The organism is Ruegeria sp. AM2, from assembly GCF_056540685.1.
This window is the reverse complement of the sequence record NZ_JBQFXE010000010.1, coordinates 127740-148705: the sequence shown is the minus strand read 5'-3', so window position 1 is coordinate 148705 and position 20966 is coordinate 127740. Positions and strand designations below refer to the sequence as shown.

At 57.1% G+C, this 20966-nt stretch carries 17 protein-coding genes; 4 read left to right on the top strand and 13 right to left on the bottom strand.

Annotated elements, in window-relative coordinates; all coding sequences use genetic code 11:
- Nucleotides 1–122 precede the first annotated feature (122 nt).
- From arcC to ACR0CR_RS16735, 6 genes are all read right to left on the bottom strand, one after another.
- The gene (arcC, locus tag ACR0CR_RS16760; RefSeq protein ID WP_480601248.1) at nt 123–1052 is read right to left on the bottom strand and encodes a carbamate kinase; all 930 of its coding nucleotides are present in this window, start codon (nt 1050–1052) and stop codon (nt 123–125) included.
- A 3-nt stretch (nt 1053–1055) separates the two neighbouring features.
- Complete coding sequence (argF, locus tag ACR0CR_RS16755; protein WP_480601245.1) at nt 1056–2057, bottom strand: ornithine carbamoyltransferase; 1002 nt, start codon at nt 2055–2057, stop codon at nt 1056–1058.
- Nucleotides 2058–2074: 17 nt separating this feature from the next.
- Nucleotides 2075–3304: an arginine deiminase gene (locus tag ACR0CR_RS16750; protein ID WP_480601243.1), complete on the bottom strand. Its 1230-nt coding sequence runs from the start codon at nt 3302–3304 to the stop codon at nt 2075–2077.
- Nucleotides 3301–4638, bottom strand: a complete 1338-nt coding sequence (locus ACR0CR_RS16745; protein WP_480601241.1) for an amino acid permease — start codon at nt 4636–4638, stop codon at nt 3301–3303. Before ACR0CR_RS16745 ends, ACR0CR_RS16750 begins: the two co-directional genes overlap by 4 nt.
- A gap of 9 nt (nt 4639–4647) precedes the next feature.
- Nucleotides 4648–6054 (bottom strand): YfcC family protein, encoded by a 1407-nt coding sequence (locus ACR0CR_RS16740; RefSeq protein WP_480601239.1) that lies wholly within the window; start codon nt 6052–6054, stop codon nt 4648–4650.
- 239 nt (nt 6055–6293) lie between these two features.
- Entirely contained in the window at nt 6294–7325 is a 1032-nt protein-coding gene (locus ACR0CR_RS16735; protein ID WP_480601237.1) for a zinc-dependent alcohol dehydrogenase, read from the bottom strand.
- A gap of 234 nt (nt 7326–7559) precedes the next feature.
- Between ACR0CR_RS16735 and ACR0CR_RS16730 the strand changes: the two genes are divergently transcribed.
- On the top strand, nt 7560–9332 hold the full coding sequence (locus ACR0CR_RS16730; protein WP_480601235.1) for a M14 family metallopeptidase: 1773 nt from the start codon (nt 7560–7562) through the stop codon (nt 9330–9332).
- A gap of 41 nt (nt 9333–9373) precedes the next feature.
- Here the strand turns inward: ACR0CR_RS16730 and ACR0CR_RS16725 are convergent, their stop codons facing one another.
- The 6 genes from ACR0CR_RS16725 to ACR0CR_RS16700 all read right to left on the bottom strand — a co-directional run bounded on the left by ACR0CR_RS16725 (nt 9374) and on the right by ACR0CR_RS16700 (nt 14235).
- Nucleotides 9374–10135 (bottom strand): ABC transporter permease, encoded by a 762-nt coding sequence (locus ACR0CR_RS16725; protein ID WP_480601233.1) that lies wholly within the window; start codon nt 10133–10135, stop codon nt 9374–9376.
- Nucleotides 10132–10932 (bottom strand): ABC transporter ATP-binding protein, encoded by an 801-nt coding sequence (locus ACR0CR_RS16720; RefSeq protein WP_480601231.1) that lies wholly within the window; start codon nt 10930–10932, stop codon nt 10132–10134. Before ACR0CR_RS16720 ends, ACR0CR_RS16725 begins: the two co-directional genes overlap by 4 nt.
- Before the next feature lie 44 nt (nt 10933–10976).
- Nucleotides 10977–11978, bottom strand: coding sequence for an ABC transporter substrate-binding protein (locus ACR0CR_RS16715; protein WP_480601228.1), 1002 nt, complete (start codon nt 11976–11978; stop codon nt 10977–10979).
- A gap of 201 nt (nt 11979–12179) precedes the next feature.
- Nucleotides 12180–12977, bottom strand: a complete 798-nt coding sequence (locus ACR0CR_RS16710) for a metal ABC transporter permease (RefSeq protein WP_480601225.1) — start codon at nt 12975–12977, stop codon at nt 12180–12182.
- Nucleotides 12977–13720: a metal ABC transporter ATP-binding protein gene (locus tag ACR0CR_RS16705; RefSeq protein WP_480601223.1), complete on the bottom strand. Its 744-nt coding sequence runs from the start codon at nt 13718–13720 to the stop codon at nt 12977–12979. The genes ACR0CR_RS16710 and ACR0CR_RS16705 overlap by 1 nt, the downstream gene beginning before the upstream one ends.
- Before the next feature lie 2 nt (nt 13721–13722).
- The gene (locus ACR0CR_RS16700) at nt 13723–14235 is read right to left on the bottom strand and encodes a Fur family transcriptional regulator (RefSeq protein ID WP_480601220.1); all 513 of its coding nucleotides are present in this window, start codon (nt 14233–14235) and stop codon (nt 13723–13725) included.
- A gap of 56 nt (nt 14236–14291) precedes the next feature.
- On the opposite strand from ACR0CR_RS16700, the gene ACR0CR_RS16695 reads away from it, so the two are divergent.
- The 3 genes from ACR0CR_RS16695 to ACR0CR_RS16685 all read left to right on the top strand — a co-directional run bounded on the left by ACR0CR_RS16695 (nt 14292) and on the right by ACR0CR_RS16685 (nt 17439).
- The gene (locus ACR0CR_RS16695; protein WP_480601218.1) at nt 14292–15398 is read left to right on the top strand and encodes a zinc ABC transporter substrate-binding protein; all 1107 of its coding nucleotides are present in this window, start codon (nt 14292–14294) and stop codon (nt 15396–15398) included.
- Nucleotides 15399–15716: 318 nt separating this feature from the next.
- Entirely contained in the window at nt 15717–16136 is a 420-nt protein-coding gene (locus ACR0CR_RS16690; RefSeq protein WP_480601216.1) for a hypothetical protein, read from the top strand.
- A gap of 82 nt (nt 16137–16218) precedes the next feature.
- Nucleotides 16219–17439, top strand: a complete 1221-nt coding sequence (locus ACR0CR_RS16685) for a tetratricopeptide repeat protein (RefSeq protein WP_480601214.1) — start codon at nt 16219–16221, stop codon at nt 17437–17439.
- On the opposite strand, the gene ACR0CR_RS16680 is transcribed toward ACR0CR_RS16685, so the two are convergent.
- A complete protein-coding gene (locus ACR0CR_RS16680) occupies nt 17436–20690 on the bottom strand; it encodes an AAA family ATPase (protein WP_480601212.1) in 3255 nt (1084 codons plus the stop codon). The two genes, ACR0CR_RS16685 and ACR0CR_RS16680, sit on opposite strands and share 4 nt — an antisense overlap.
- Between the last annotated feature and the right edge of the window lie 276 nt (nt 20691–20966).

Sequence of the window (20966 nt, the reverse complement as noted above, 5' to 3'; positions counted from 1 at the left end):
AAGTTGTCGTTCTCACCGACGCGATTGATCTATGCAGTCATTGGGATCGCAGGGATCAGCTTGCTCGCGCCGGTGGTTGTTTTTCAGCTGTTCTAGTCTCGTAGATCGACCTACCTCCTGTATCAGTGGAACCCGGTTTCACCCGCATCGGCGCGGATGGTGGTGCCTTTGGTGCCTGCAACGATTCCGGCCAGATCAGCCAGAGCGCCAATGGCAGCTGCCTTGCCGGTCTTACGGGCAAACTGGGTGGCAGCGTCGACTTTGGGACCCATCGAGCCTGCAGCGAAATCGTAGGCGTCGATCGCGTCCGGTGTGATGGATTTGATGGCGCGCTGATCTTCGGTGCCCCAGTCCAGATAGACGCTGTCGGCGTCCGTTGCGGCGATGAACAGGTCCGCCCCAACTTCACGGGCCAGCAGTTCCGAGGCCAGATCCTTGTCGATCACCGCCTCAATTCCTTCCAGCGCGCCCGCCTCGTTGTAAACGGTCGGGATACCGCCGCCTCCGGCGCAGATCACCACGGTCTTTTTCTCCAGCAGCCACTTGATCGGCCTGATCTGGAAAATCCGTTTCGGCAGGGGCGAGGCAACAACGCGTCGCCATTTGTCCCCGTCCGCGCGGATTTCCCAACCCTTGTCAGCGGCCAGACGTTCGGCCTCGGCCTTTTCATAGACAGGCCCGATGAACTTGGTCGGGTTGTCAAAAGCCGGGTCTTTGGCGTCGACCTCGATCATGGTCAGCAGCGTGGCCAAAGGCGTTTCCTGCGGCAGCCGGTTGCCCAGCTCCTGTTCGACCATATAACCGATCATGCCTTCAGTCTCGGCCCCAAGCACGTCCAGCGGATAGGCTTCGTCCGGCTTGTAGGCGTTGCCCTGCAGCGCCAGCAGACCGACCTGCGGACCGTTGCCATGGGTCACGATCAGCTCGTTGCCTTCGGCGATGGTGGCCAACGCCTCGGCGGCGATGGCTGTATTTTCGCGCTGGTTTTCCGCGGTCAGGGCCTGACCGCGGCGCAGCAGCGCATTGCCCCCAAGGGCGACGACAATGCGCATGGCTTAACTCCCCAGCGTGGCGACCAAAACCGCCTTGATGGTGTGCATCCGGTTTTCTGCCTGTTCGAACTGGATGCCGGCTGGGCTTTCGAAAACCTCTTCGGTCACTTCCATTTCGGTGATCCCGAATTTCTGGTGGATGTCCTCACCCACTTTGGTTTCCGTGTTATGGAACGCAGGCAGGCAGTGCATGAACTTGACGTTGGGGTTGTTGGCCGCCGCCATCAACTCGCTGTTCACCTGATATGGCGATAGCTGTTTGATCCGGCTTTCCCATACTTCCGCCGCTTCGCCCATCGAGACCCAGACGTCAGTATGGATAAAGTCCACACCGTCCACCGCTTCTTTCGGATCGTCGGTGATGGTCAGCTTGGCGCCATAGCGCTTGGCGGCTTCCTCGGCCGGACCACGGAACTCATCCGACGGCCACAGCTCTTTCGGAGCTGCGATGCGCACATCCATGCCCATCAGACAGCCCGCGATCATCAGCGAGTGACCCATGTTCGAGCGCGCATCACCAACATAGGCGTACTTGATGTCATGCAGGGGCTTTTCGCCATATTCCTGCATGGTCAGCAGGTCAGCCAGCATCTGGGTCGGGTGGAACTCGTCGGTCAAACCGTTGTAAACTGGAACGCCCGCATAGTCGGCCAACGTTTCGGCCAGATCCTGACCAAAGCCGCGATATTCGATCCCGTCAAACATGCGGCCCAAAACGCGGGCGGTGTCTTTCATGCTTTCTTTGTGACCGATCTGCGACCCCGAGGGGCCGAGGTAGGTGACGCCCGCGCCCTGATCCATCGCCGCCACTTCAAAGGCGCACATGGTCCGGGTCGAGGTTTTCTCGAAGATCAGGCAGATATTCTTGCCCTTCAGGTGCTGGATCTCCGATCCGGCGTATTTGGCGCGCTTCAGATCGCGCGACAGGTCCAGAAGATAGCGCAGTTCGCGCTGGTTGAAGTCGAGCAGTTTGAGGAAACTGCGGCCCTTGAGATTGAATGCCATCGTTTTCGTCTCCTATCTTAGTAATCCACAGGGTCGCGCCAGATCGGGCAGGTCATGCAATGCCCGCCGCCACGTCCGCGGCCCAATTCCGAACCGGAAATCGTAATGACTTCGACGCCCGCCTTGCGTAGCAGCGTGTTGGTGTATGTGTTGCGGTCATAGGCAACGACCACGCCGGGCTCCAAAGCCACAACGTTGTTGCCATCGTCCCATTGCTCGCGTTCCTGGTTGAACGCGTCACCACCGGTTTGCACGATGTTCAGCGATTTGATGCCCAGACACTCGGCAGCTACGTCGAACAGGTGCTTGTCTTCGCGTCGGAAGTCGATTGCACCTTCCTTGTTGCCGGGGCGCAGGCTGATGCATTGGATGTCATTGCAGACATCGACAAAGGCCGTCGCGGTTTCCCGGTCGCAGTGGCTGAACACCGTATCCAGGTGCATGGCCGCCCGGCTGCGCGGCATTTGGCACGCAACCACGCGTTCCGCAGCGCCCTTGGCAAACAGCGCCCGGGCCACCTGCCCTACTGCTTGCGGGCTGGTCCGTTCGCCCATACCGATCAACACGGAGCCATTGCCCCACGGCATGACATCGCCGCCCTCGACTGTGGCCGCACCGTGATCTTTGTCGGGATCGCCCCACCAGATATCGAAATCACCATTCTTGAAATCCGGATGGAACTTGTAGATCGCGGTAACCAGCAGAGTCTCGGGTTGTCGTGCGGGCCAGTACATCGGGTTGACGGTTACACCACCGTAAATCCAGCAGCTGTTATCTCGGGTGAACTGCGTGTTCGGAATCGGTGGAATGACAAAGCCATGCGTGCCCAGATAGCTGCCGAACATGCCTGACGGGGTGAACGGCATGTCTTCAACCGCGATACCGCCGATCAAATACATCGCAAGGTCCTTGGCCGCCATCTCGTCCAGCCAGCCGCGTAGCTCGTTCAGCATCCCGACGCCCACCTGATTTTCGGTGATGCGGCGATCCAACACCCATTTGCGAGCCTTCTTGTCCTTCAGCGTGGTTTCGAGCAGAGCGTGGAATTCAAGCACCTCGACCCCGCGTTCTTCCATCTTCATTCGGAAATCGGCGTGGTCCGCGCGGGCTTTGTGTACCCACAACACGTCATCATACAAAAGTTCGGCAGCGTTGCCGGGCGTAAGGCGGGAATGGGCCAGACCCGGCTCGCACACCATCACCTTTCGAAGTTTGCCAATCTCGGAATGAGCTCCAAATCCAGTCATGATTTCTCCTTCGACTTCACAGTTGTTGACTGCCAGCGCAGCCAGACATGGATGGGCAAACCTGCCAGAAGAAGCAGGACGCCCCAGAAAACGACATCCTCACCTGCGCCGTAGATGGCCCAAAGCGAATAGGCAAAGCCCAATACGGCAAGGACAACGGCGGCAGGAGACAATTGGATAGATTCGCCCCGGCGCACGCGGATCATCACCTCGGCCAAGGCACATAGAAGATAAGGGATTAAGGTCGACAGAGTGGCAAGCAGGATGATGAATTCAAACTGTTCAGCCAAACTGCGGGTGTAGTTCATAGCGATCAGTGCGCTGGCCAGCAGGCTCGACACGATCAGGCCAAAGGCCGGCGTCCCCGTGCGTGACAGACGCGCAAATTGTGCGGGGAATAGCCCGTCGAGGGCTGCACCCAATGGCACCTGTCCGGTCAGCAGAACGAAGCCGTTCAGCGTTCCAAAGGTCGAAATGCAGGCCCCGATTGCTATGAAGACTGCCCCGCCAAAGCCCCACATCACAGCTGCAACATCAGCCAGCGGCGCATTGGTACCAGCCAGCTTGGCTGCGGGGACTACCCCCAGCGCCACATAAGTGGTCGCGATATAGATCGCCGCCGCGACGCATGTGCCCAGAATGGTCGCTCGGGGGATTGTGCGTTTGGGGTCTTTCACATCCCCCGCCGGAACGGTGGCGGATTCCAGGCCCACAAATGCCCAGAGCGTCAGCGCAGCGCAGGCCGAAATCGCCGAGATATTCGACATCCCGCTGACGTTGACCGGCCGAAAATTGGCGCTGTCCACATAGGCAAAACCCAGCACGATCAGCAACAGCAACGGGGCCAGTTTCATCACAGTCGTCACAACCTGAATGATCCCCGCCTCGCGCACACCGCGCACATTGATCCAAGTCAGCAGCCACATCGATCCCAGCGCCGCCGCCAATCCGGCCAATGCGCTTTGGCCCACAATCGGGATCATGACGCTGAGGTATCCGGCAAAGGCAACTGCGACGGCTGCATTACCCGACCACAAAGCAATCCAGTAGCCCCAGGCGATCAGGAACCCAGCGAAATCCCCGAACCCTTCGCGGGCGTATGCATACGGCCCACCGGTATCTGATGACAGCCGTGCCAACCGTCCGAAGATCAGGGCCAGAACGATCGCACCACCGGCGGTCAGAACCCAGCCTGCCATCGAGATCGGGCCGAACACTGCCAGCGAAGACGGCAGCAAGAAAATTCCCGACCCGATCATGTTGCCCACCACAAGCGCAGTGCACATCCAAAAGCCAAGGGCGCGTTTGGTTTCTGACCGGGTCGAGTTTGTCATCGTCTTACCTCAGGCCATCGCGGACAGGCTGAGCCCGGCCATGATGATCACGATAAGGACCGCCAGCAGTGGAAGGATGAATTTCACCCATCGCTCATAGGGCACACGCCCCAGTGCCAGACCACCCATCACCACAGCCGAGGTTGGCGTGATCAGGTTTACCAGACCGCTGGCCGACTGATATGCGGTCACCACCAGCGAACGGTCAACACTTGAGAAGTCGGCAAGCGGCGCCATGATCGGCATGGTCAGAACCGCCAGACCCGAAGACGAGGGCACCAGGAAGGACAGCAAGCCCTGCAGCCCGAACATGGTGTTGATGAAGGCCACCTGCCCCAACCCGTTCACCGCGCCTTCAGCCCAGTTCAGAATTGTATCGGTGATATTGCCCGCATCCATGACGATCACGATACCGCGTGCGATACCGATCACCAGCGCCACGCCCAGCAAGTCGCGCGCACCGTCCACAAAGGTCGAGGTAAACTCTTCCTCGCCCATACGGCCGATGACACCCACAACAATCGAAGCCACGATGAACAGGCCCGACATCTCGGCCATCCACCAGCCACCGGCGGAAACGCCCCAGATCATTACGCCAAAGCTGGCGGTAAAGATCAGAAGGATGAGGCCATGCGTGCCAGTGAATGCAGACGGCTCATCTCCTTGGCGGTTGCCCTTGAGGAAATGCTCGGCGTTGCTTTCGCGCTTGTCTGCAACAATGGACAACGCAGGGTCGGCTTTCACTTTGGCTGCATAGCGCATGACGAATGCCACACAAGCCAGCCAGCACGCAGCCAGCAGGGCAAAACGCAGCATGATTCCATTGGTGAACGGAACCCCCGCCGCGTCTGATGCAATCACGGTGGCAAACGGGTTGATGGTTGAGCCCAACGTACCAACACCAGCGCCCAGCATGATAATGGCAACCCCAACAGTCGCGTCATACCCAGCAGCGATCATCACCGGGATAATCAGAGTGTAAAACGCCAGCGACTCTTCGGCCATGCCATAGATTGTGCCACCTGCGGCAAAGAACGCCATGAGTATGGGGATCATCCACCTCTCATGCCCTTTCATCCGTGCCATCGCCTTGGCGATGCCCGCGTCGATGGCGCCTGTCCGGGTCACGATCCCCAGAAAGCCGCCGATCACCAGCACGAACAGCGCCACATCAATGGCCTGTGCTTCGTAGGTGGCGGGATTGTAGAAACCGGCAATAGGCGCCAGCACTACATCATAAAACCCCTGTGGGTTCGGATCGACAACCTGATAGCTGCCGGGAACAGGCACATCGCGCCCCAATTCCTCATTGGCAATCCGGTCATATTGACCTGCAGGCACAAACCATGTTGCAATCGCGACAGCCGCGATCAACGCAAACAATATTGTATAAGCAGTCGGAAACTTGAACTTCATTTCACCGATCTCCTTTGAGTTCCGAAAACGAGCTCCGGTTCTTTTGTCGATCAAGCCTGTCAAGTGGCAGGACTTTTGAATCATCGACTCTGCGGGAAACTCGAATTTTTAGACATGTGCCCGAGTTCCGTTTGGTCAGCTTTGACCTAAATCAACAAAAACGGTAAAAATTGTAAACTTTGTATGACAGGGACCCAACTGCCTGCATCTGTCAAAGCCAAGCCGCGCAGGCAGCCAGCTTATGATGTGCCGATATCCAGAACGACCCGCCCGTCAATCTCGTTTCGGCGCATCCGGTCAAAAATGGCGTTGATATTCTCGATCGGTTCAGTCGTGTACTGCACCTTGACCTTGCCCTCGCCGGCAAAAGACAAACATTCGGCCAGATCCTGACGTGTGCCTACGATAGATCCGCGAATGGTCTTGCGCGACAGAACCGTGTCGAAGATATCCAGATCAAATGTACCCGGCGGCAATCCAACCAATGACATGGTTCCGCGACTGCCCAGCATCCCAAGACCCTGCGTGAATGCCTGAGGGGACACCGCTGTCGCCAACACACCTTCGGCCCCGCCGCACAAGCCCTGCACTTCGGCCACAGGATCGACCTCAAGAGCATTGACGGTCGCGTCGGCACCCAGTTGAGACGCCAATGCCAGTTTCTCGTCCGAGATGTCCACGGCGATTACATGCAACCCCATCGCCTTGGCGTATTGCACCGCCAGATGACCCAGGCCGCCGATACCGGTAATAACAACGGTTTCGCCGGGGCGCGCCTCGGTTTCCTTGAGGCCCTTATAGACGGTGACTCCTGCGCATAGGATGGGTGCGGCGGGTCCGAACTCTAGGCTGTCCGGTAAATGGCCGACAAAATTAGGATCGGCCAGAACATATTCTGCATACCCCCCGTTCACCGTATAGCCGGTCTTCTCTTGATCGGGGCACAGGGTTTCCCAACTGGTCAGGCAGTGCTTGCAATGGCCACAGGCCGTATGCAGCCAGGGCACGCCCACGCGGTCGCCTTCTTTCACGTTGGTCACCCCAGCACCAACGGCAACCACATGGCCGACACCTTCGTGACCCGGAATAAAGGGCGGCTGCGGCTTGGCGGGCCAATCACCTTCAGCAGCATGCAGGTCGGTATGGCATACGCCCGAAGCCACAACCCCGACCAAAACCTGACCCGGCCCGACCTCGGGCACCGGAACTTCTTCGATCATGAGCGGACCGCCCAGCTTGCGGACCACAGCCGCTTTCATCGTCTTGTTCATACATGCAATCCCTTTGGTGAATTCAGCATTCGTTTTCAGGAGTTGTCGGTAAAGATTTGTGCAAGTTTCGTATCACAGTGACACTGAGTGTCGCCACGCTAACCCAAGTAAAACCGACTTGTCACGCAGTTCCGACATGAGGGAGACACACGAAAACCCCGCACCAAGCAGATTGAGTCCATCGCTGTGTTTCGGCTAGCCTTAGAGCGACCGACACCTGGTGAAAGAACCCTCATGACAGATCGACGCTTCGCCATCACCCAGGCCGAACTGCAGCGGATGCTGCCACCATCACCTGATTGGTCGGGACGCAGCGCGTCCTTTGCCCTGCCTCCCGATCACGACTGGGCCACCCAAACCGAGCGGTCCCGCTTTACCGAAACCGCCACATACGCGCAGGTTTCGGATTATGTGCAACGCATAGCACAGGCCAGCGACCACGCCGAGCTTTTGTCGCTGACCAAGCTTGCCAATGGCGAGGACATTTGGATGCTTGTTGTTTCCGACGCCGCCGACAAATCACCTGTGGGGCTTCGAGCCAGCGGAAAGCCGACGGTGTTTATCGAGGCTGGCATTCATCCAGGCGAATCCATGGGCATCAATGCCGGTCTGATGTTGATGCGCGACCTTGTGGTTACCGGAACGCAGGCGGCATTGCTGGATAAGGTCAACGTCTTGTTCATCCCCGTCCTGAACGTTGAGGGCCATTTGCGCCAATCCGAGGCGGGACGGATCAACCAGCATGGCCCAAATACTTCGGGTCGGCGACCAAATGGGCGGTGGTTAAATCTGAACCGTGATTTCAGCAAGCTCGACAGCCCCGAGGTGCGTGCCTCGGTTCGCGTGATGACTGACTACCAGCCCGATTTCTTTGTCGACGCGCATTCCACCAACGGGCAGAATTACCAGCACGACGTCACGTGGAGCGACAACGGAGATGCTGGCCTGAGCCCCGCGATATACAAATGGCTGCGCGGTGAAATGACCAAGGACCTGTCGGCCTTTCTGACTGACCTGGGCCATTTCCCAGGCCCCTCGATCGACGCGAACGACTCGATGGACCCAAAAAAGGGCTATTACCCCTATTTCACCGACGGCCCGTCCTATTCCACAAACTACGCCGATCATCGTCAGATTCCGGCTTACTTGCTGGAAATTCACGCCTTGAAACCCTACCGGCAGCGGGTTTTGGGTGCCTACGCGTTTTTCCTTGGGGTTTTGACCATCGTTGGCGACAAAGCGCTCGGCCTGCGTAATGCAATTGCCGCCGATCAAGGCGCACGAGTTGATCCGGTACCGGTCGCATGGGATTTTGACAAACCGGCCCCGCAGGTGAATTACGATGTGTTCAGGCATGAGATCGTCCGCAATCCGGCGCTTGGGATCGACCAGATCGTCTGGGGACAGGACCTGTCATCGCTGACGGTTGAACAATCAACCCGAAGCGTACCTTCGAACCCGGTGGCGCGTCCTGCGGCTTATTACATTCCTGCTGTTTGGAATGATGTGATCGAACGGATCCGCGCGCATGGGATAGGCGTCGAAGTCCTAACCGAAGATCGCCTTATCGAAGTCGACCGCTATCGCATCACTAATTTTCAAATCATCGATCCAAATCGCGAGGGCCGTGCCATCGCATCGGGCACTCCGGTTTCGCGAAGCGAACGCATTCTCTACCGTCCCGGTGATGTCCGGGTTTCCACGGACCAGCCGCTTGGTACTCTGGCTGTGGCCCTTTTGGAACCGCAAGGCGAAGGCAGCTTTTTCTATTGGGGATTTTTCAACGCGCAGATGTTCAGCCATGAGTATGGCGAAAACTACATCACCACGCGGATCGCAGAAGTGATGCTAGAACGCGACGGGGATATCGCCGAAGCCTGGAATGCTGCGTTGCACGAGGACCCTGAACTCACGCAGCGCCCCGAAGATGTCTTGAATTGGTTTTTCGAGCAGACCGAATTCTACGATCACGAGGCGTTCATGCTTCCGATTGGCATCGAAAGATAGCCCCAGACCCGCGGCGCTATTCAGGACGCGGGCAGACTGCCTTATGCGGATTGGCGTTCCGCCCATCCCGCAAAGATCTTTTCTAGAACAACAACGATGTAATACAAAACGATGCCAAGGAAGGCGAGCGCGATGAGAACGGCAAACATCAGCGGATAGTCCGAGTTTGTTTTACCGCTGTCGAACAAGGCACCCAAGCCGCGCCCGTGGGGCGAGACGATCTCCATCAGGTTGGTTCCGATGAATGCCAGCGTCACCGAAACTTTGAGTGCACCGAAAAACTCGGGCAATGTCTTAGGAAGTGCGATCTTCCAGAAAATCGTTGTTTGGCTGGCTCCGAGAGAGCGCAGGATATCCCGGTATTCCGGCTCCAGCGTTGACAGTCCGATGGACACTGATACCGCAATGGGAAAGAACGAGATCATGAAGGCGATCAGGATCGTGTTGAAATCATGCGCGCCCACGAACAGCAGCGCCACGATTGGCACGATCGTCGCTTTGGGTATGGCGTTGAACCCGACCAGCAGCGGATAAAGAGCGTCGCGCATGGTGCGCGAAAATCCCATTACCATACCGACGGCTACGCCGAACACGATGGCAAGGAACAGTCCGACAATCGTCCGCCACAGAGTCTGCCAACCCATGACGACGAACAGTTCCCAATACCGGGTATAGGCGGCAGGCAGATCAGATGGGGCAGCCATGATGTAGTTGGGCCAGCCGTTTGCCCAGACCAGAAGTTCCCAAAGCGCCAGGAACACGACGATGGCAACGAAGGGCACAGTGAGTTGGCGAAACGTCATGCCGGTAACTCCGCGGCGGGCGCTCGACCTTGGGCAATTTCGATCTGGTGCCGCAAAGTGTTAAGACGCTCTGCGGCTTCTGGCGTATAGAGATCATCCAGGATTGGGTGCGAATTGCGCTTAATATTCATGATGTATTGCGTTGTGGCGGGGCGCGCTGACAAAACCACCACCTGATCGGCCAGAAAGATTGACTCGCGCAGGTCGTGGGTGATCAGAACGCCCGTAAACGGCTCTTCAGCCTTAAGGGCGTGCATAGTCTGCCACAGATCTTCGCGCGTAAATGCATCAAGCGCGCCAAAGGGCTCGTCCAGAATAAGAACCTCGGGTTTGTGGATCAGCGCACGACACAGCGATGCACGTTGGCGCATGCCCCCAGAAAGCTCGGATGGGCGTTTGTGTTCAAAACCCGAAAGCCCAACCAAATCGAGAAGATGCCGCGCGCGTTCCTCTTGTTCGGCTTTTGACATCTTGGTCGGTACGATTTCCAAAGGTAGCATGACGTTTTTCAGGATCGTCCGCCACTCCAGCAATACAGGGTTCTGAAAGGCCATACCAACGGTCGAACGGGGCGATGTGACGGGTTTGCCATGCAGCCAAACCTCGCCTCTGTCCGGCTTCATCAGCCCGGCGATCAAACGCGTCAGCGTTGACTTCCCGCACCCCGAGGGCCCGACAACAGCCACAAACCCGCCCTCAGACACGGACAGGTTGAGGCCGTTTAACACTGGGAGCCGCCCCGCCTTGGTTTCATAGGCGAGGTGGACATCTTTGATTTCAATGAGAGCTTCAGTCACTTGAGTACTTCTTGCGAGTGGAGAATCTACCAGGCACTCGCCTTCTACTTCAATTGGAACCCACCCTCAGGAAGGTAGGCATCCGTAAAGTAAAGGGATACATCCTGGGGATTTTGAAACTCGTATGTCTCGCCCAGTTGCTCAATAGCCTTTTCCATCCGTGCCGCGTCCACTGCGCCCATACCATTGGCTTTCACGTAGTCAGTGAAGACATTCTGGTCGATTGCGATCTGCAAGCGCTCTTGTTCCAGTCCCTTGTCGGCCGCTGGGTTACGTTGAACGAGCGAGTCAATCCCGGCAGCTGGATCATTGATCACATCTTGCCACCCAGCCGCGACGGCGCGCAGAAACGCCCGTAGGGTATCGCCGTTCTCAGCCGCCCAATCCGTATTGACCAGGATCGCGTTTCCGTAGAGTTCCAACCCATGATCCGCCATCAGAATGTTCGAGATATCGTCGTCCGGCACGCCGAGACGCTTAAGGTTGACCACGGATGAGAACGAGAACCCGGTGATGGCATCCACGTTACCTTCCGCTAGCATTGGTTCGCGCGTGGGAAAGCCAACAGGTTCAACCGTCACTGCGGCCGGGTCAATGCCGGTTTCCTTTGCAAACACAGGAAACTGCGCCCAGGCTCCATCGGGGGGCGGTGCTCCAAGCACTTTGCCTTCCAGATCTTTCGGTTCTGACACGCCCTGGCTTTTACGACCGACGACAGCGAATGGGGGTTTGTCATATACCATCATGACCGCAGTGACCGGCGCGCCAGGGTTCTGATCCAGAAATTTGATCATGGAATTGATGTCACCAAAACCCACGGGAAAAGCACCCGTCGCGATCTTGGGGATTGTCTGGACTGACCCCGAACCGGCCTCAATGGTCACCACCAAATCTTCACTTTCAAAGTGCCCATTGTCGATTGCTGCAAAATAGGCAGCCGAAGGGCCTTCAAATTTCCAGTCCAGTGCAAACGGCAACTCGGTCTGAGCGGCGGCAACCGTCGCGGCCAATACGCAAGCTACGGTAGAAACAGCGCGGTGAAACATTTAGAGCATCCTTCCTGGGCGGTGATTTGGTTCGGCCGAGCACCTTCCTTGTGCTAACCCATTCAATACACCAGCAGTTACGGATTCACCAAGCCGTCATTGTCGACCAATGCCCAAGGAATAGGCGCAAATCACGCCCTTTGCCTTTTTTCTGAACGCCAGTCCAGAAGGCCCGTGTTCGTTTCGCGCGCTAGATAAAACCTAAATGCGCCGCCCCGTTTGCCAACCTGTGAGACTTAAGACCGCGAACAAAAGGGCGGCGACACAGACGATTGATGGCCCTGCCGGCGTGTCAAAGACATACGCCGCCCTCAGCCCTGTGACTGCTGAAACAGAGCCGATCACCGCCGCAATCACAGCCATCGCTTCCGGTGAGCGTGCCAAACTGCGTGCAGCCGCTGCCGGAATGATCAGCATGGCCGCGATCAACAGTACACCGACGACCTTGATGGCAACCGCGACGGTGACGGCTAGAGACAAGGTCAGGATAAGTTGTTCGCGCTTGGGATCAAAGCCGCTTGCATAGGCCAGTTCTTCATTCATCGTTGCCGTCAAAAGCTGAGACCAGCGCCATGCGATCAATGCAACAACAAGCGCGGCACCGCTCCAGATTACGAGCAAATCTGCACGCGACACGGCGAGGATGTCACCAAAAAGGTAGGCCATCAAATCAATCCGTACCCCTGACAGGAAGGAAACGGCCACAAGCCCAAAGGCCAGAGCAGAATGCGCCAAAACACCTAGAAGGGTGTCAATCGCATAGCCGCGACCGGCCAAAAACGTTACAGTCAGCGCCATCAACAGGGCCACTGCCAGCGCCCCCGCGAAAATCGATGTCTGAAGTGCCAGCGATAGGGCAACACCTAGAATTGCGGCATGCGCCGTCGCATCTCCGAAATACGCCATGCGGCGCCAGACAACGAAGCATCCAAGTGGAGCAGCCGCAATCGCGACACCAACGCCGGCCAGCGTCGCTCGGGTCATAAAGTCATCAAGCATTATTCTGCCGCTTCCTGAGGGTTTTCGCTGTGATCATGATGGTGGTGATCGTGGTCATGGCGATATAGCGCTAGGGCGCCTCCGGTGCCTGTTCCGAACAGGGCACGATATTCCGGGGCCGAGGCCACAACAGCTGGTGAGCCTTCGCAGCAGACATGACCATTTAGGCAGATCACCCGGTCGGATGCGCTCATGACCACGTGCAATTCGTGACTGATCATCAGAATGGCGCAGCCGGTTTCACGCCGCACGGCTTCAATCCGGCGGTAGAAGGCCGCCGAACCCGGCTGATCCAGTCCCTGCGTCGCTTCGTCCAGCAACAGGACATCGGGTTGATTGATCAGGGCCCGCGCCAACAGAACGCGCTGGAACTGCCCACCCGACAACTGCGACATCTGGCGTTTCAGAAGATCCGGCACGCCGGCAGCTTCCAGAGCCGAGGCGCAATCGTTCCGCGACACGTGGTTGGTCAGACGCATAAATCGTTCCACGGTGACCGGAAGGGTCGGATCGATATGAAGCTTCTGGGGGACGTACCCAATCTTCAAACCCGGCTTCAGGGTGACACGCCCAACTGACGGCTTTGTCGCTCCGATGATCGCCCGCAAGAGGCTGGTCTTGCCTGAGCCGTTCGGCCCGACAATGGTGACGATTTCGCCCGGTTCAATCTCCATGTTCACATGCCGCAGCACCGTATTGGCGCCGTAGCGCACGCTGAGGTCTTGAACGGTGATTAGAGTCATCTCTACGCCTTTTTCGTGCAGTCCGGGCAGATTCCCTCGGCTTCTACTACCGTTCGCTCGATCTCGAAACCCACAGCGCGCGCAGCCGCACCCAACACGCCTTTGGCAGGTGCCGACTGTGCCTCGGCCACAGCATCGCACTTTCGGCAAATCATAAATGCAGGGGAATGTGCCAGGCCCGGATGCGAACAGGCGACAAAGGCATTCAACCGTTCGATCTTATGAACAAAGCCGTTTTGGACCAGAAACTCCAGCGCGCGATAAGCCACCGGCGGTTGAGAACCAAACCCTTCATCCCGCAACCGGTCCAGAATAGCGTAAGCACCTAGCGCACGATGTTCTTGCAGCAGCATCTCCAGAACCTTGCGCCGAACAGGGGTCAGGCGCAGCCCTTTCTCTTTGCACTTCGCCTCTGCCGTCGCCAGAGCGGTTTCGACACAATTCTTGTGGTCGTGTTTCTGGAAGCCGACCAACGCGGTTTCACCAGTCGAAATGGCTTGCGTGTCACTTGTCATGTTATTCCATATCATGTATGCCGCCCGTAACGTTATAAAATCACACAGAGGGTCCGATGTCCAGAAAGCTCCTTCCACTATCAATCTCGACAGCACTCATGGGTGGAACAGCCAATGCTGAGGTTCCGAACGTCGCAGTTGACATCGCCCCGGTTCATTCTCTGGTTGCCCGCGTCATGGAGGGTGTTGGGACCCCTGACCTGATCATATCACCGGGTGCGTCACCCCACGAATACAACCTGCGCCCCTCCGAGGCGGCAGCGCTGCAGAAGGCCGATTTGGTCTTCTGGATCGGAGAGGATCTGACACCCTGGATGGAGGATGCCGTCGAAACGCTCGCCGATGGAGCGACCGTCACGGCGTTGCTGGAATCTGATGGCACCGTTTTGCTGGAGTTCCGCGAGGATGCCTTGTTCGAAGCGCATGATCATGGGGATCACGAGGACCATGATGAGCATGCGGAACACAAAGATCATGATGATCATGACCATGAAGACGAGCATGCTGACCACAAAGAACATGACCATGACGATCATGTAGAAGACAAGGACTATGACGACCACGATCATGATGAAGATACAGAGAGCGAGGCGCATGATGATCACGCACACGGGGAAGAACATGATCACGCGCACGACGAGCACGCACATGGCGACCATGATCCGCATGCTTGGCTTTCCCCGGCCAACGCAGAAATTTGGCTAAATGCAATCGCCGCGCAACTGTCAGCAGCTGACCCGGACAACGCTGGTCCATATTTCGCGAATGCCGCAGCCGCGCGTGAAGAAATGGCAGCACTTTCCGCCGAAGTGGCTGAAACACTGGAGCCGGTCCGTGGCGGCAAATTCATCGTGTTCCACGACGCCTACCAGTACTTCGAGGACGCGTTTGATTTCCCAGCCTCGGGCGCAATTTCATTTGGCGATGCATCCGATCCAAGCCCGGCCCGCATCGCTGAGATTCAGGCGCGAATAACGGACGAAGGCGTTGATTGCGTTCTGTCCGAGCCGCAATTCAATCCAGGCCTTGTCGAGACTGTATTGGATGGAACGGAAGCGAAAACCAGAGTAATCGATCCGCTGGGATCGGATCTGGAGCCCGGCGCGGCGCTTTATCCTCAGATTATCCGAAACATGGCCAAAACACTGGCCGAGTGCCTTTGAATTCTAGCGCGACCGGCGTTGAAAACGCTGGTCCGCTAAACACCGTCGGGGGCAACACAGGTAGTTTGTGTTTTGTTTCCATTGACAGCGTTGTCCCCGACGTATTTGCCCAGACAAAATAATGCCGCCACTTTTCCGCGAGTCTCAAACTAACCTGCGCTCGGGTTTCTTCTTCGCCAGAAACGACATCCAATGGCAGCCGCAAGTGACAAACCCATTCGCCAGTTCTCGTAAGGCTGTGCTTTTTCTGAATAAAAGTGGCTGAGAATCCAAATTTGTGTTATCAGAACCTCGTTTACGATTATTTGGAGCATCTCAATGAGCGACGCCACATCCATTTCAATGCACATTACAAGTCTGCGGACCATGACCGAGTACCAGTCTGCCGCCCGGAAGATTTCGATTGCCTCAACTGCGAATATCCAAACCTGGGCCAGAGATTCCAGCACAACGGATTACGCCCAGCTGCGTTTGATCATCGGAGTCTGGGAAAGGATTGCCGGCATCATTCTACCCTCAAAGCCCGATCAGGACACGGTATTTCCCTGTGCTCCTGTTGGCATGATGTGGGATAAACTCAAGCCAGCCATTGATATCATCCGCACAGATCTGAACCTGGAATACTATGCCAGCCAGTTCGAAGAACTGAAGGACGAATACGAGGCTTGGGGCAAGACCACCGCAGGCAGCAGGTACAGCACGGTCGATAAACAGGCGATCTGCGCGCTTTTCGGGTAAGTACAGAAAACGGGCGTGATGCAGCCGTTGCATCGCGCCGGTACGCCTTAAACCAAACGAACTAGGACAGGCCGGTTTTCGGGTGATCAGAAATCTGCTGCAGCCCTATCTGGACCTTGGGACAAGCGACCGGGGACCCATATTCGCCGAGGGCATCCAACACTATTGGGCCGCGGTTCAGGATGTTGAAACGCCCCGTTTCGCATTGCAAAGGACGCTCCCTCCAGCGTTCCGCTCCATTGCACTGACCGAGATGGGATGCACAGACCATATTGTCGAGGATCCAAGGGACCTGCCGCAGAACCTGCGCACGCCGAATTGGCAAAAGCTGTGCGCGGCGCTGGAACGCTGGTCAGATCTGCCGGCAGTCGCGCAAAGCCGCCTGGGCTTGTTGTTGCATGCCTTGTGCTTCTATCAACTGATCGTTCGCTTGGTACCGCCCCTGGACGACGTCAGCCGTATTGACGATCCCCATATGGCGGATCTGGCCTATACACGCGCATCGGCAAGCTATGCCCTGTCTTTACCCAACCGGGTTTCGGACTATGCGGATGCTGATTTGTCCCGTTTCATTCGGATTTCAGGCGCGGAAGGCGTGCATCCGCAAATCGGCTTCAACGCAGCGATCAAAGTGTTCACACATATCGCAAAAACATCCACCTCTCTCGACGATTTGCGTGAATGGGAGGCAAAAGCCGCTCAATTCCTGCACCAGATCAGTGAGCGCGGAACCGAGTTCGACCATCTGCTCAGCTCCAGCCGGTTCTACCGCGCCACCGCTTTTGTTCCTATGTATGCGGGCGATCGGGCTGAAGTTGTTCGTCAGATGGATCAGGCCAGTGAATTTGCGCAGGCGCTGCAGCCGGAAACTGCGGCACAGGATGTCTTGCGTCGCGAGAACCTGCACCCTCTTCTGGAAAGCCGGACCAAAGAATCCATCTGGCTGGGTGATCTGCAAGCTGCGTTGGGATATGCGGAACAAGTCACGCAGCTTGACCCATTCGAGGCGCGCGGCTGGCTGGAACTTGGCGATGTGTTCATGAAACTTGGCCAGTGGAACAAGGCGCTGGACGCTTATTTGACCTCGGCAACAATCGGCCCTCCGGCGACGGCCATTGCGCAGCATATGGCGGGGTTGTGTCTGCTGGAAATGGGCCAGACCAGCGCCGCAGCCTATCTGTTCAAATCGGCGGTCGAGACGGATCCGGGCGCTGTGTCCACGCGCAATCAGATTCGAAATCTGCCGGATACACAAGTGATTTCGGAACTGAAACGCTGGAACCTCCAAAGCATCGATTTCTAGGTGCCCCAGAACATCAACTGCATCTGGCCTTGCAACTCCGAGGCCCGAGCCCTGTAGGTATCGGCTTGATCGAGATTGCCAAGCTCTGCCGTGATTTCCGAAAGCGCAATGAGGCAATTGGCCTGCAAGGGGGTGATCTCGAGTTGTGATCCCAGAGCTATTGCCCGGGTCATGTTGTCTTGGGCCATTTCGGGTTGTCCGGACCGGTGGTTGACGCGCCCCAGCACAAATAAGGAAAATGCCTCGTTTGCCCGCTCCCCCAGGGCGCGCGCGCGTGCAACTGCTCGTTGCGCCGCATCTTGCGCGTCCGCAGTGCGACCGACGGCCAGCAAAGCCTCGCTCAGATAAGCCAGCCGCAAGGAATGGCGCGCGACAAAGCCATTTTCTTCCGCCAGTCGGACTGTTTGCTCCAACAGCGCCAGGCCCTGGTCCGCCCGTCCGTCAAGTACATAGGCGTATCCAAGGTGCAGCGCGACAAAGGAAAACCCGACCGGGCTGTCCGAAAACCCCTGATCACTGAGCGCGTTCTCGAATTCAGTAATAGCCTGACCGACCCTGCCCTGCCGCAAATAAGCGACGCCCAGCCCAAGATGCGCGTAGCCGATGCTGAACGGGTGTTTCGCCGCGCGTGCCAGATCAAGTGCCTGCAACCCGATCCGTTGGCCTTCATCGAATGCGCCCAGTTCGGCATGGCTCCATGCGATGAAACTCTGCGCGAAGGGCGTCGGCATGACAAACAGGCCAAACCGCTCGCTACTAGGGCTTTGGGAGACCGCTTGCACACAATCATCAAAATGCCTTATCGCATCGCGATAGCCGCCCATCGTATGGTGCGACAGGCCAAGCGGCAGGTTGGTGATCACGTTTAGTCTGAGGTCCTGTGCCGCAGTGGCGACCTGCAACGCGTGTTGTCCCGCAAGGATCGAGTTTTTGTACTCACCCACAATCCAGAAATGGTCGGTAAGGTAGGATTGCACCCAGGCACCGCGATGCTGATCCGAGATCTCGCCAGCCAAATCTTCCGCCTGCTTCAGAACCTCAAAGATGCGCTTTCTGTCGCCCAGCGGTTGCAGCGCATTACGCAGATTAAACAGCAGATCAATCTCAAGCCCGATGCGGTCCGGCCCATCCCCCAACTTGTCCAGAACCTGCGTCGCACGCGAGAAGAACTCGACCGCCTGCCGGAAAGCGCCGCGCGTTATCGCCGACTCGCCCGTGAGCTGAAGATACGAAACCGCCTTGTCCCATCGCTGACTACGCAGCGCGTGTGTCGCCAGCACTTCGTGGTGCGGATCCAGCCTGTCCGCAAACAGGCTTTCGGTTTCATCAACTATGGACGAGTGAATTGTCCTGCGGACGTCGCGCAGCAGACCCGAATAAGCGACCTCTTGCATCAGGATATGCCGGAACTTGAATTCCGCAGCGGGCTTTTGGCTTGACTCAATATAGACAAAGCCCTTGCGCATCAGCGCTTCGATCTCGCCAAAGAACCGTTCAGATGGACCGCCATAGACCTTTTGCAGCAGCCTGAGCGAGCCTTCGGCACCAACAACCGCAGCGGCGCACAAAAGGTTTTTCGTATCCTCCGACAACCCATCGATACGCGACGCCAGGATAGAACGCACGTTTGAAGGCAGCTTTCTTTCAAGCTCCGAGCCGGTCAACGCCTCTGGGCCTTCAAGCGCCAACAACGATGGGTCTTCCAAGGCCGCACGGGCCAGTTCTTCGGCAAATAGCGGATTGCCCTCGCTGCGCCGTACCAATACCTCACGCAGATGCGCGGGGACCCGTGCGGTTTCCAACACCTGATCAACCAAAGAGATCAGGCTCGCAGTATCGAGCGTTCCAATTTCGATCTCTTCGCCACAGATCAGGTCTGTTTTGGTTTCATCCGGACGCGTGCTGCACAGGATGAGTAACCTGGTCAGCTCGGCGCTGCCAGCAAGGGTGCGGATGAACTGCCGTGTGGGTTCATCCATCCAGTGCAAATCCTCGAACACCGCAATAACCGGTCGCGTCCGTGTCTCGGCCCTGATCAGAGATTTGATCGCCTGCTCGATACGTCGTGAACGGGTGCCGACATCAAGCGCCGCAAAATGGTGGTCGGTGTCCAATGCCCCAAACAGGTGCAGAATGGGGGGGCCTGTTTTTTCGGGGTCCAGCGCTAGGCGGTGTATCGTCGAGGCCAACCTGTCCTCAATCGCGCTGGCTGTGTCGTGAGCTGTAATGCCCAGATAGGTCTGCAGCAATAAAACAAGGCCATGATATGGTGCAATGTTTGCGTAGGCGCTGGCCTTGCATTTCAGGACAAGATTGTCGGTCGCTTGGGCCTTGCCAAGAAATCGACGGATGATTGTGGTTTTTCCGATTCCGGGATCACCAACAAGAGTGACGCAACCGGGTTGGCCTGCACTGGCGGCCTGCAAATGTGATTCCAGCCTGGTCAATTCGGATTCGCGGCCAACAAAATGTGCCTGAACGTCATCCTCCGCCGCGTTGGAAAACGCATCGTGATCTGTATGGCCAGCTACCCTATGAACCAGAACCGGTTCCGACAGCCCTTTGACGTCCAATCTCCCGACCGGGCTGAACTCAATCGGACCGCTGGCTTGTTTGAAGGTTGCATCTGTCGCAAAGATTTGTCCCGGCGGAGCGTTTTGTTCCATGCGCGCCGCAAGGTGCACAGCCTCTCCGATCACGCTGTATTCCCGGATCACGCGTTTTCCGAATATACCGACAACGGCCTCGCCCGAGTTTAACCCAACCCGCGCCTGTACGTTCAGGCCCTGCGCGTGAAACTCTTTCTGCTGAACGATTTCCTGAATCTTCAATGCGGCGATACAGGCCGCAGCCGCATGGTTTTCGCGCGAGATCGGCGCACCAAAAAGCGCCATGATGCCATCACCCAGGAATTGCAGAACCATGCCGTGGTGGTCGTGAACTGCTTGCCCCATTTCTTCCAGGAGCGGGCTCAGAATTTTCTGCGCATCCTCGGGGTCCAGCGTTTTGATCAACTCGAATGACCCGACGATATCCGCAAACAGAATCGTGACGTCCTTGCGTTCAGCCGTGATATCGCGCGCTTCTGATAGGCCTGGTTCTACAGGAGTTTCGTCCTGAGTATCGCTGCGCGTCACCCTAGGTAGCAGGCGCGCACCGCAGTCCGAGCAGAATTTTTCACCGTTGCGGTAATCCTTGCCACACAGCGGGCAAAAGTCGATCTCGTCGATCTTGAACTGTTGTTGCGTCATCTGCGCGAACTGCGTTCGTTAACGTTCACAAGGTAGGCGTCGGGACACAATGATGCAATTAATCAAGCCGTTTGGCTACATGATTCGCAGTCAAGCATAGACAGCCAGGGGAACAAGGCGGAGCCTCAATTCTGAACCCGTGCCTGCAACGGATTGAACACCATCGGATTGTTAACGGCCTTAAACAACGATGGCACGAGGTTTCGCCGAAGCAGGTGAAACTGCACCCGGTCGGTCGCGGTGCAGTACATTCAAACTCGCGTTTTTTTCGTTTCG

Excerpts from the sequence above, each read along its gene's own strand:
- ACR0CR_RS16705 (WP_480601223.1), bottom strand. The coding sequence starts at position 13,720 with ATGACTCTAATCACCGTTCAAGACCTCAGCGTGCGCTACGGCGCCAAT.
- arcC (WP_480601248.1), bottom strand. The coding sequence starts at position 1,052 with ATGCGCATTGTCGTCGCCCTTGGGGGCAATGCGCTGCTGCGCCGCGGT.
- ACR0CR_RS16710 (WP_480601225.1), bottom strand. The coding sequence starts at position 12,977 with ATGCTTGATGACTTTATGACCCGAGCGACGCTGGCCGGCGTTGGTGTC.
- ACR0CR_RS16735 (WP_480601237.1), bottom strand. The coding sequence starts at position 7,325 with ATGAACAAGACGATGAAAGCGGCTGTGGTCCGCAAGCTGGGCGGTCCG.
- ACR0CR_RS16695 (WP_480601218.1), top strand. The coding sequence starts at position 14,292 with ATGTCCAGAAAGCTCCTTCCACTATCAATCTCGACAGCACTCATGGGT.
- ACR0CR_RS16750 (WP_480601243.1), bottom strand. The coding sequence starts at position 3,304 with ATGACTGGATTTGGAGCTCATTCCGAGATTGGCAAACTTCGAAAGGTG.
- ACR0CR_RS16715 (WP_480601228.1), bottom strand. The coding sequence starts at position 11,978 with ATGTTTCACCGCGCTGTTTCTACCGTAGCTTGCGTATTGGCCGCGACG.
- argF (WP_480601245.1), bottom strand. The coding sequence starts at position 2,057 with ATGGCATTCAATCTCAAGGGCCGCAGTTTCCTCAAACTGCTCGACTTC.
- ACR0CR_RS16700 (WP_480601220.1), bottom strand. The coding sequence starts at position 14,235 with ATGACAAGTGACACGCAAGCCATTTCGACTGGTGAAACCGCGTTGGTC.
- ACR0CR_RS16730 (WP_480601235.1), top strand. The coding sequence starts at position 7,560 with ATGACAGATCGACGCTTCGCCATCACCCAGGCCGAACTGCAGCGGATG.
- ACR0CR_RS16690 (WP_480601216.1), top strand. The coding sequence starts at position 15,717 with ATGAGCGACGCCACATCCATTTCAATGCACATTACAAGTCTGCGGACC.
- ACR0CR_RS16725 (WP_480601233.1), bottom strand. The coding sequence starts at position 10,135 with ATGACGTTTCGCCAACTCACTGTGCCCTTCGTTGCCATCGTCGTGTTC.
- ACR0CR_RS16745 (WP_480601241.1), bottom strand. The coding sequence starts at position 4,638 with ATGACAAACTCGACCCGGTCAGAAACCAAACGCGCCCTTGGCTTTTGG.
- ACR0CR_RS16680 (WP_480601212.1), bottom strand. The coding sequence starts at position 20,690 with ATGACGCAACAACAGTTCAAGATCGACGAGATCGACTTTTGCCCGCTG.
- ACR0CR_RS16740 (WP_480601239.1), bottom strand. The coding sequence starts at position 6,054 with ATGAAGTTCAAGTTTCCGACTGCTTATACAATATTGTTTGCGTTGATC.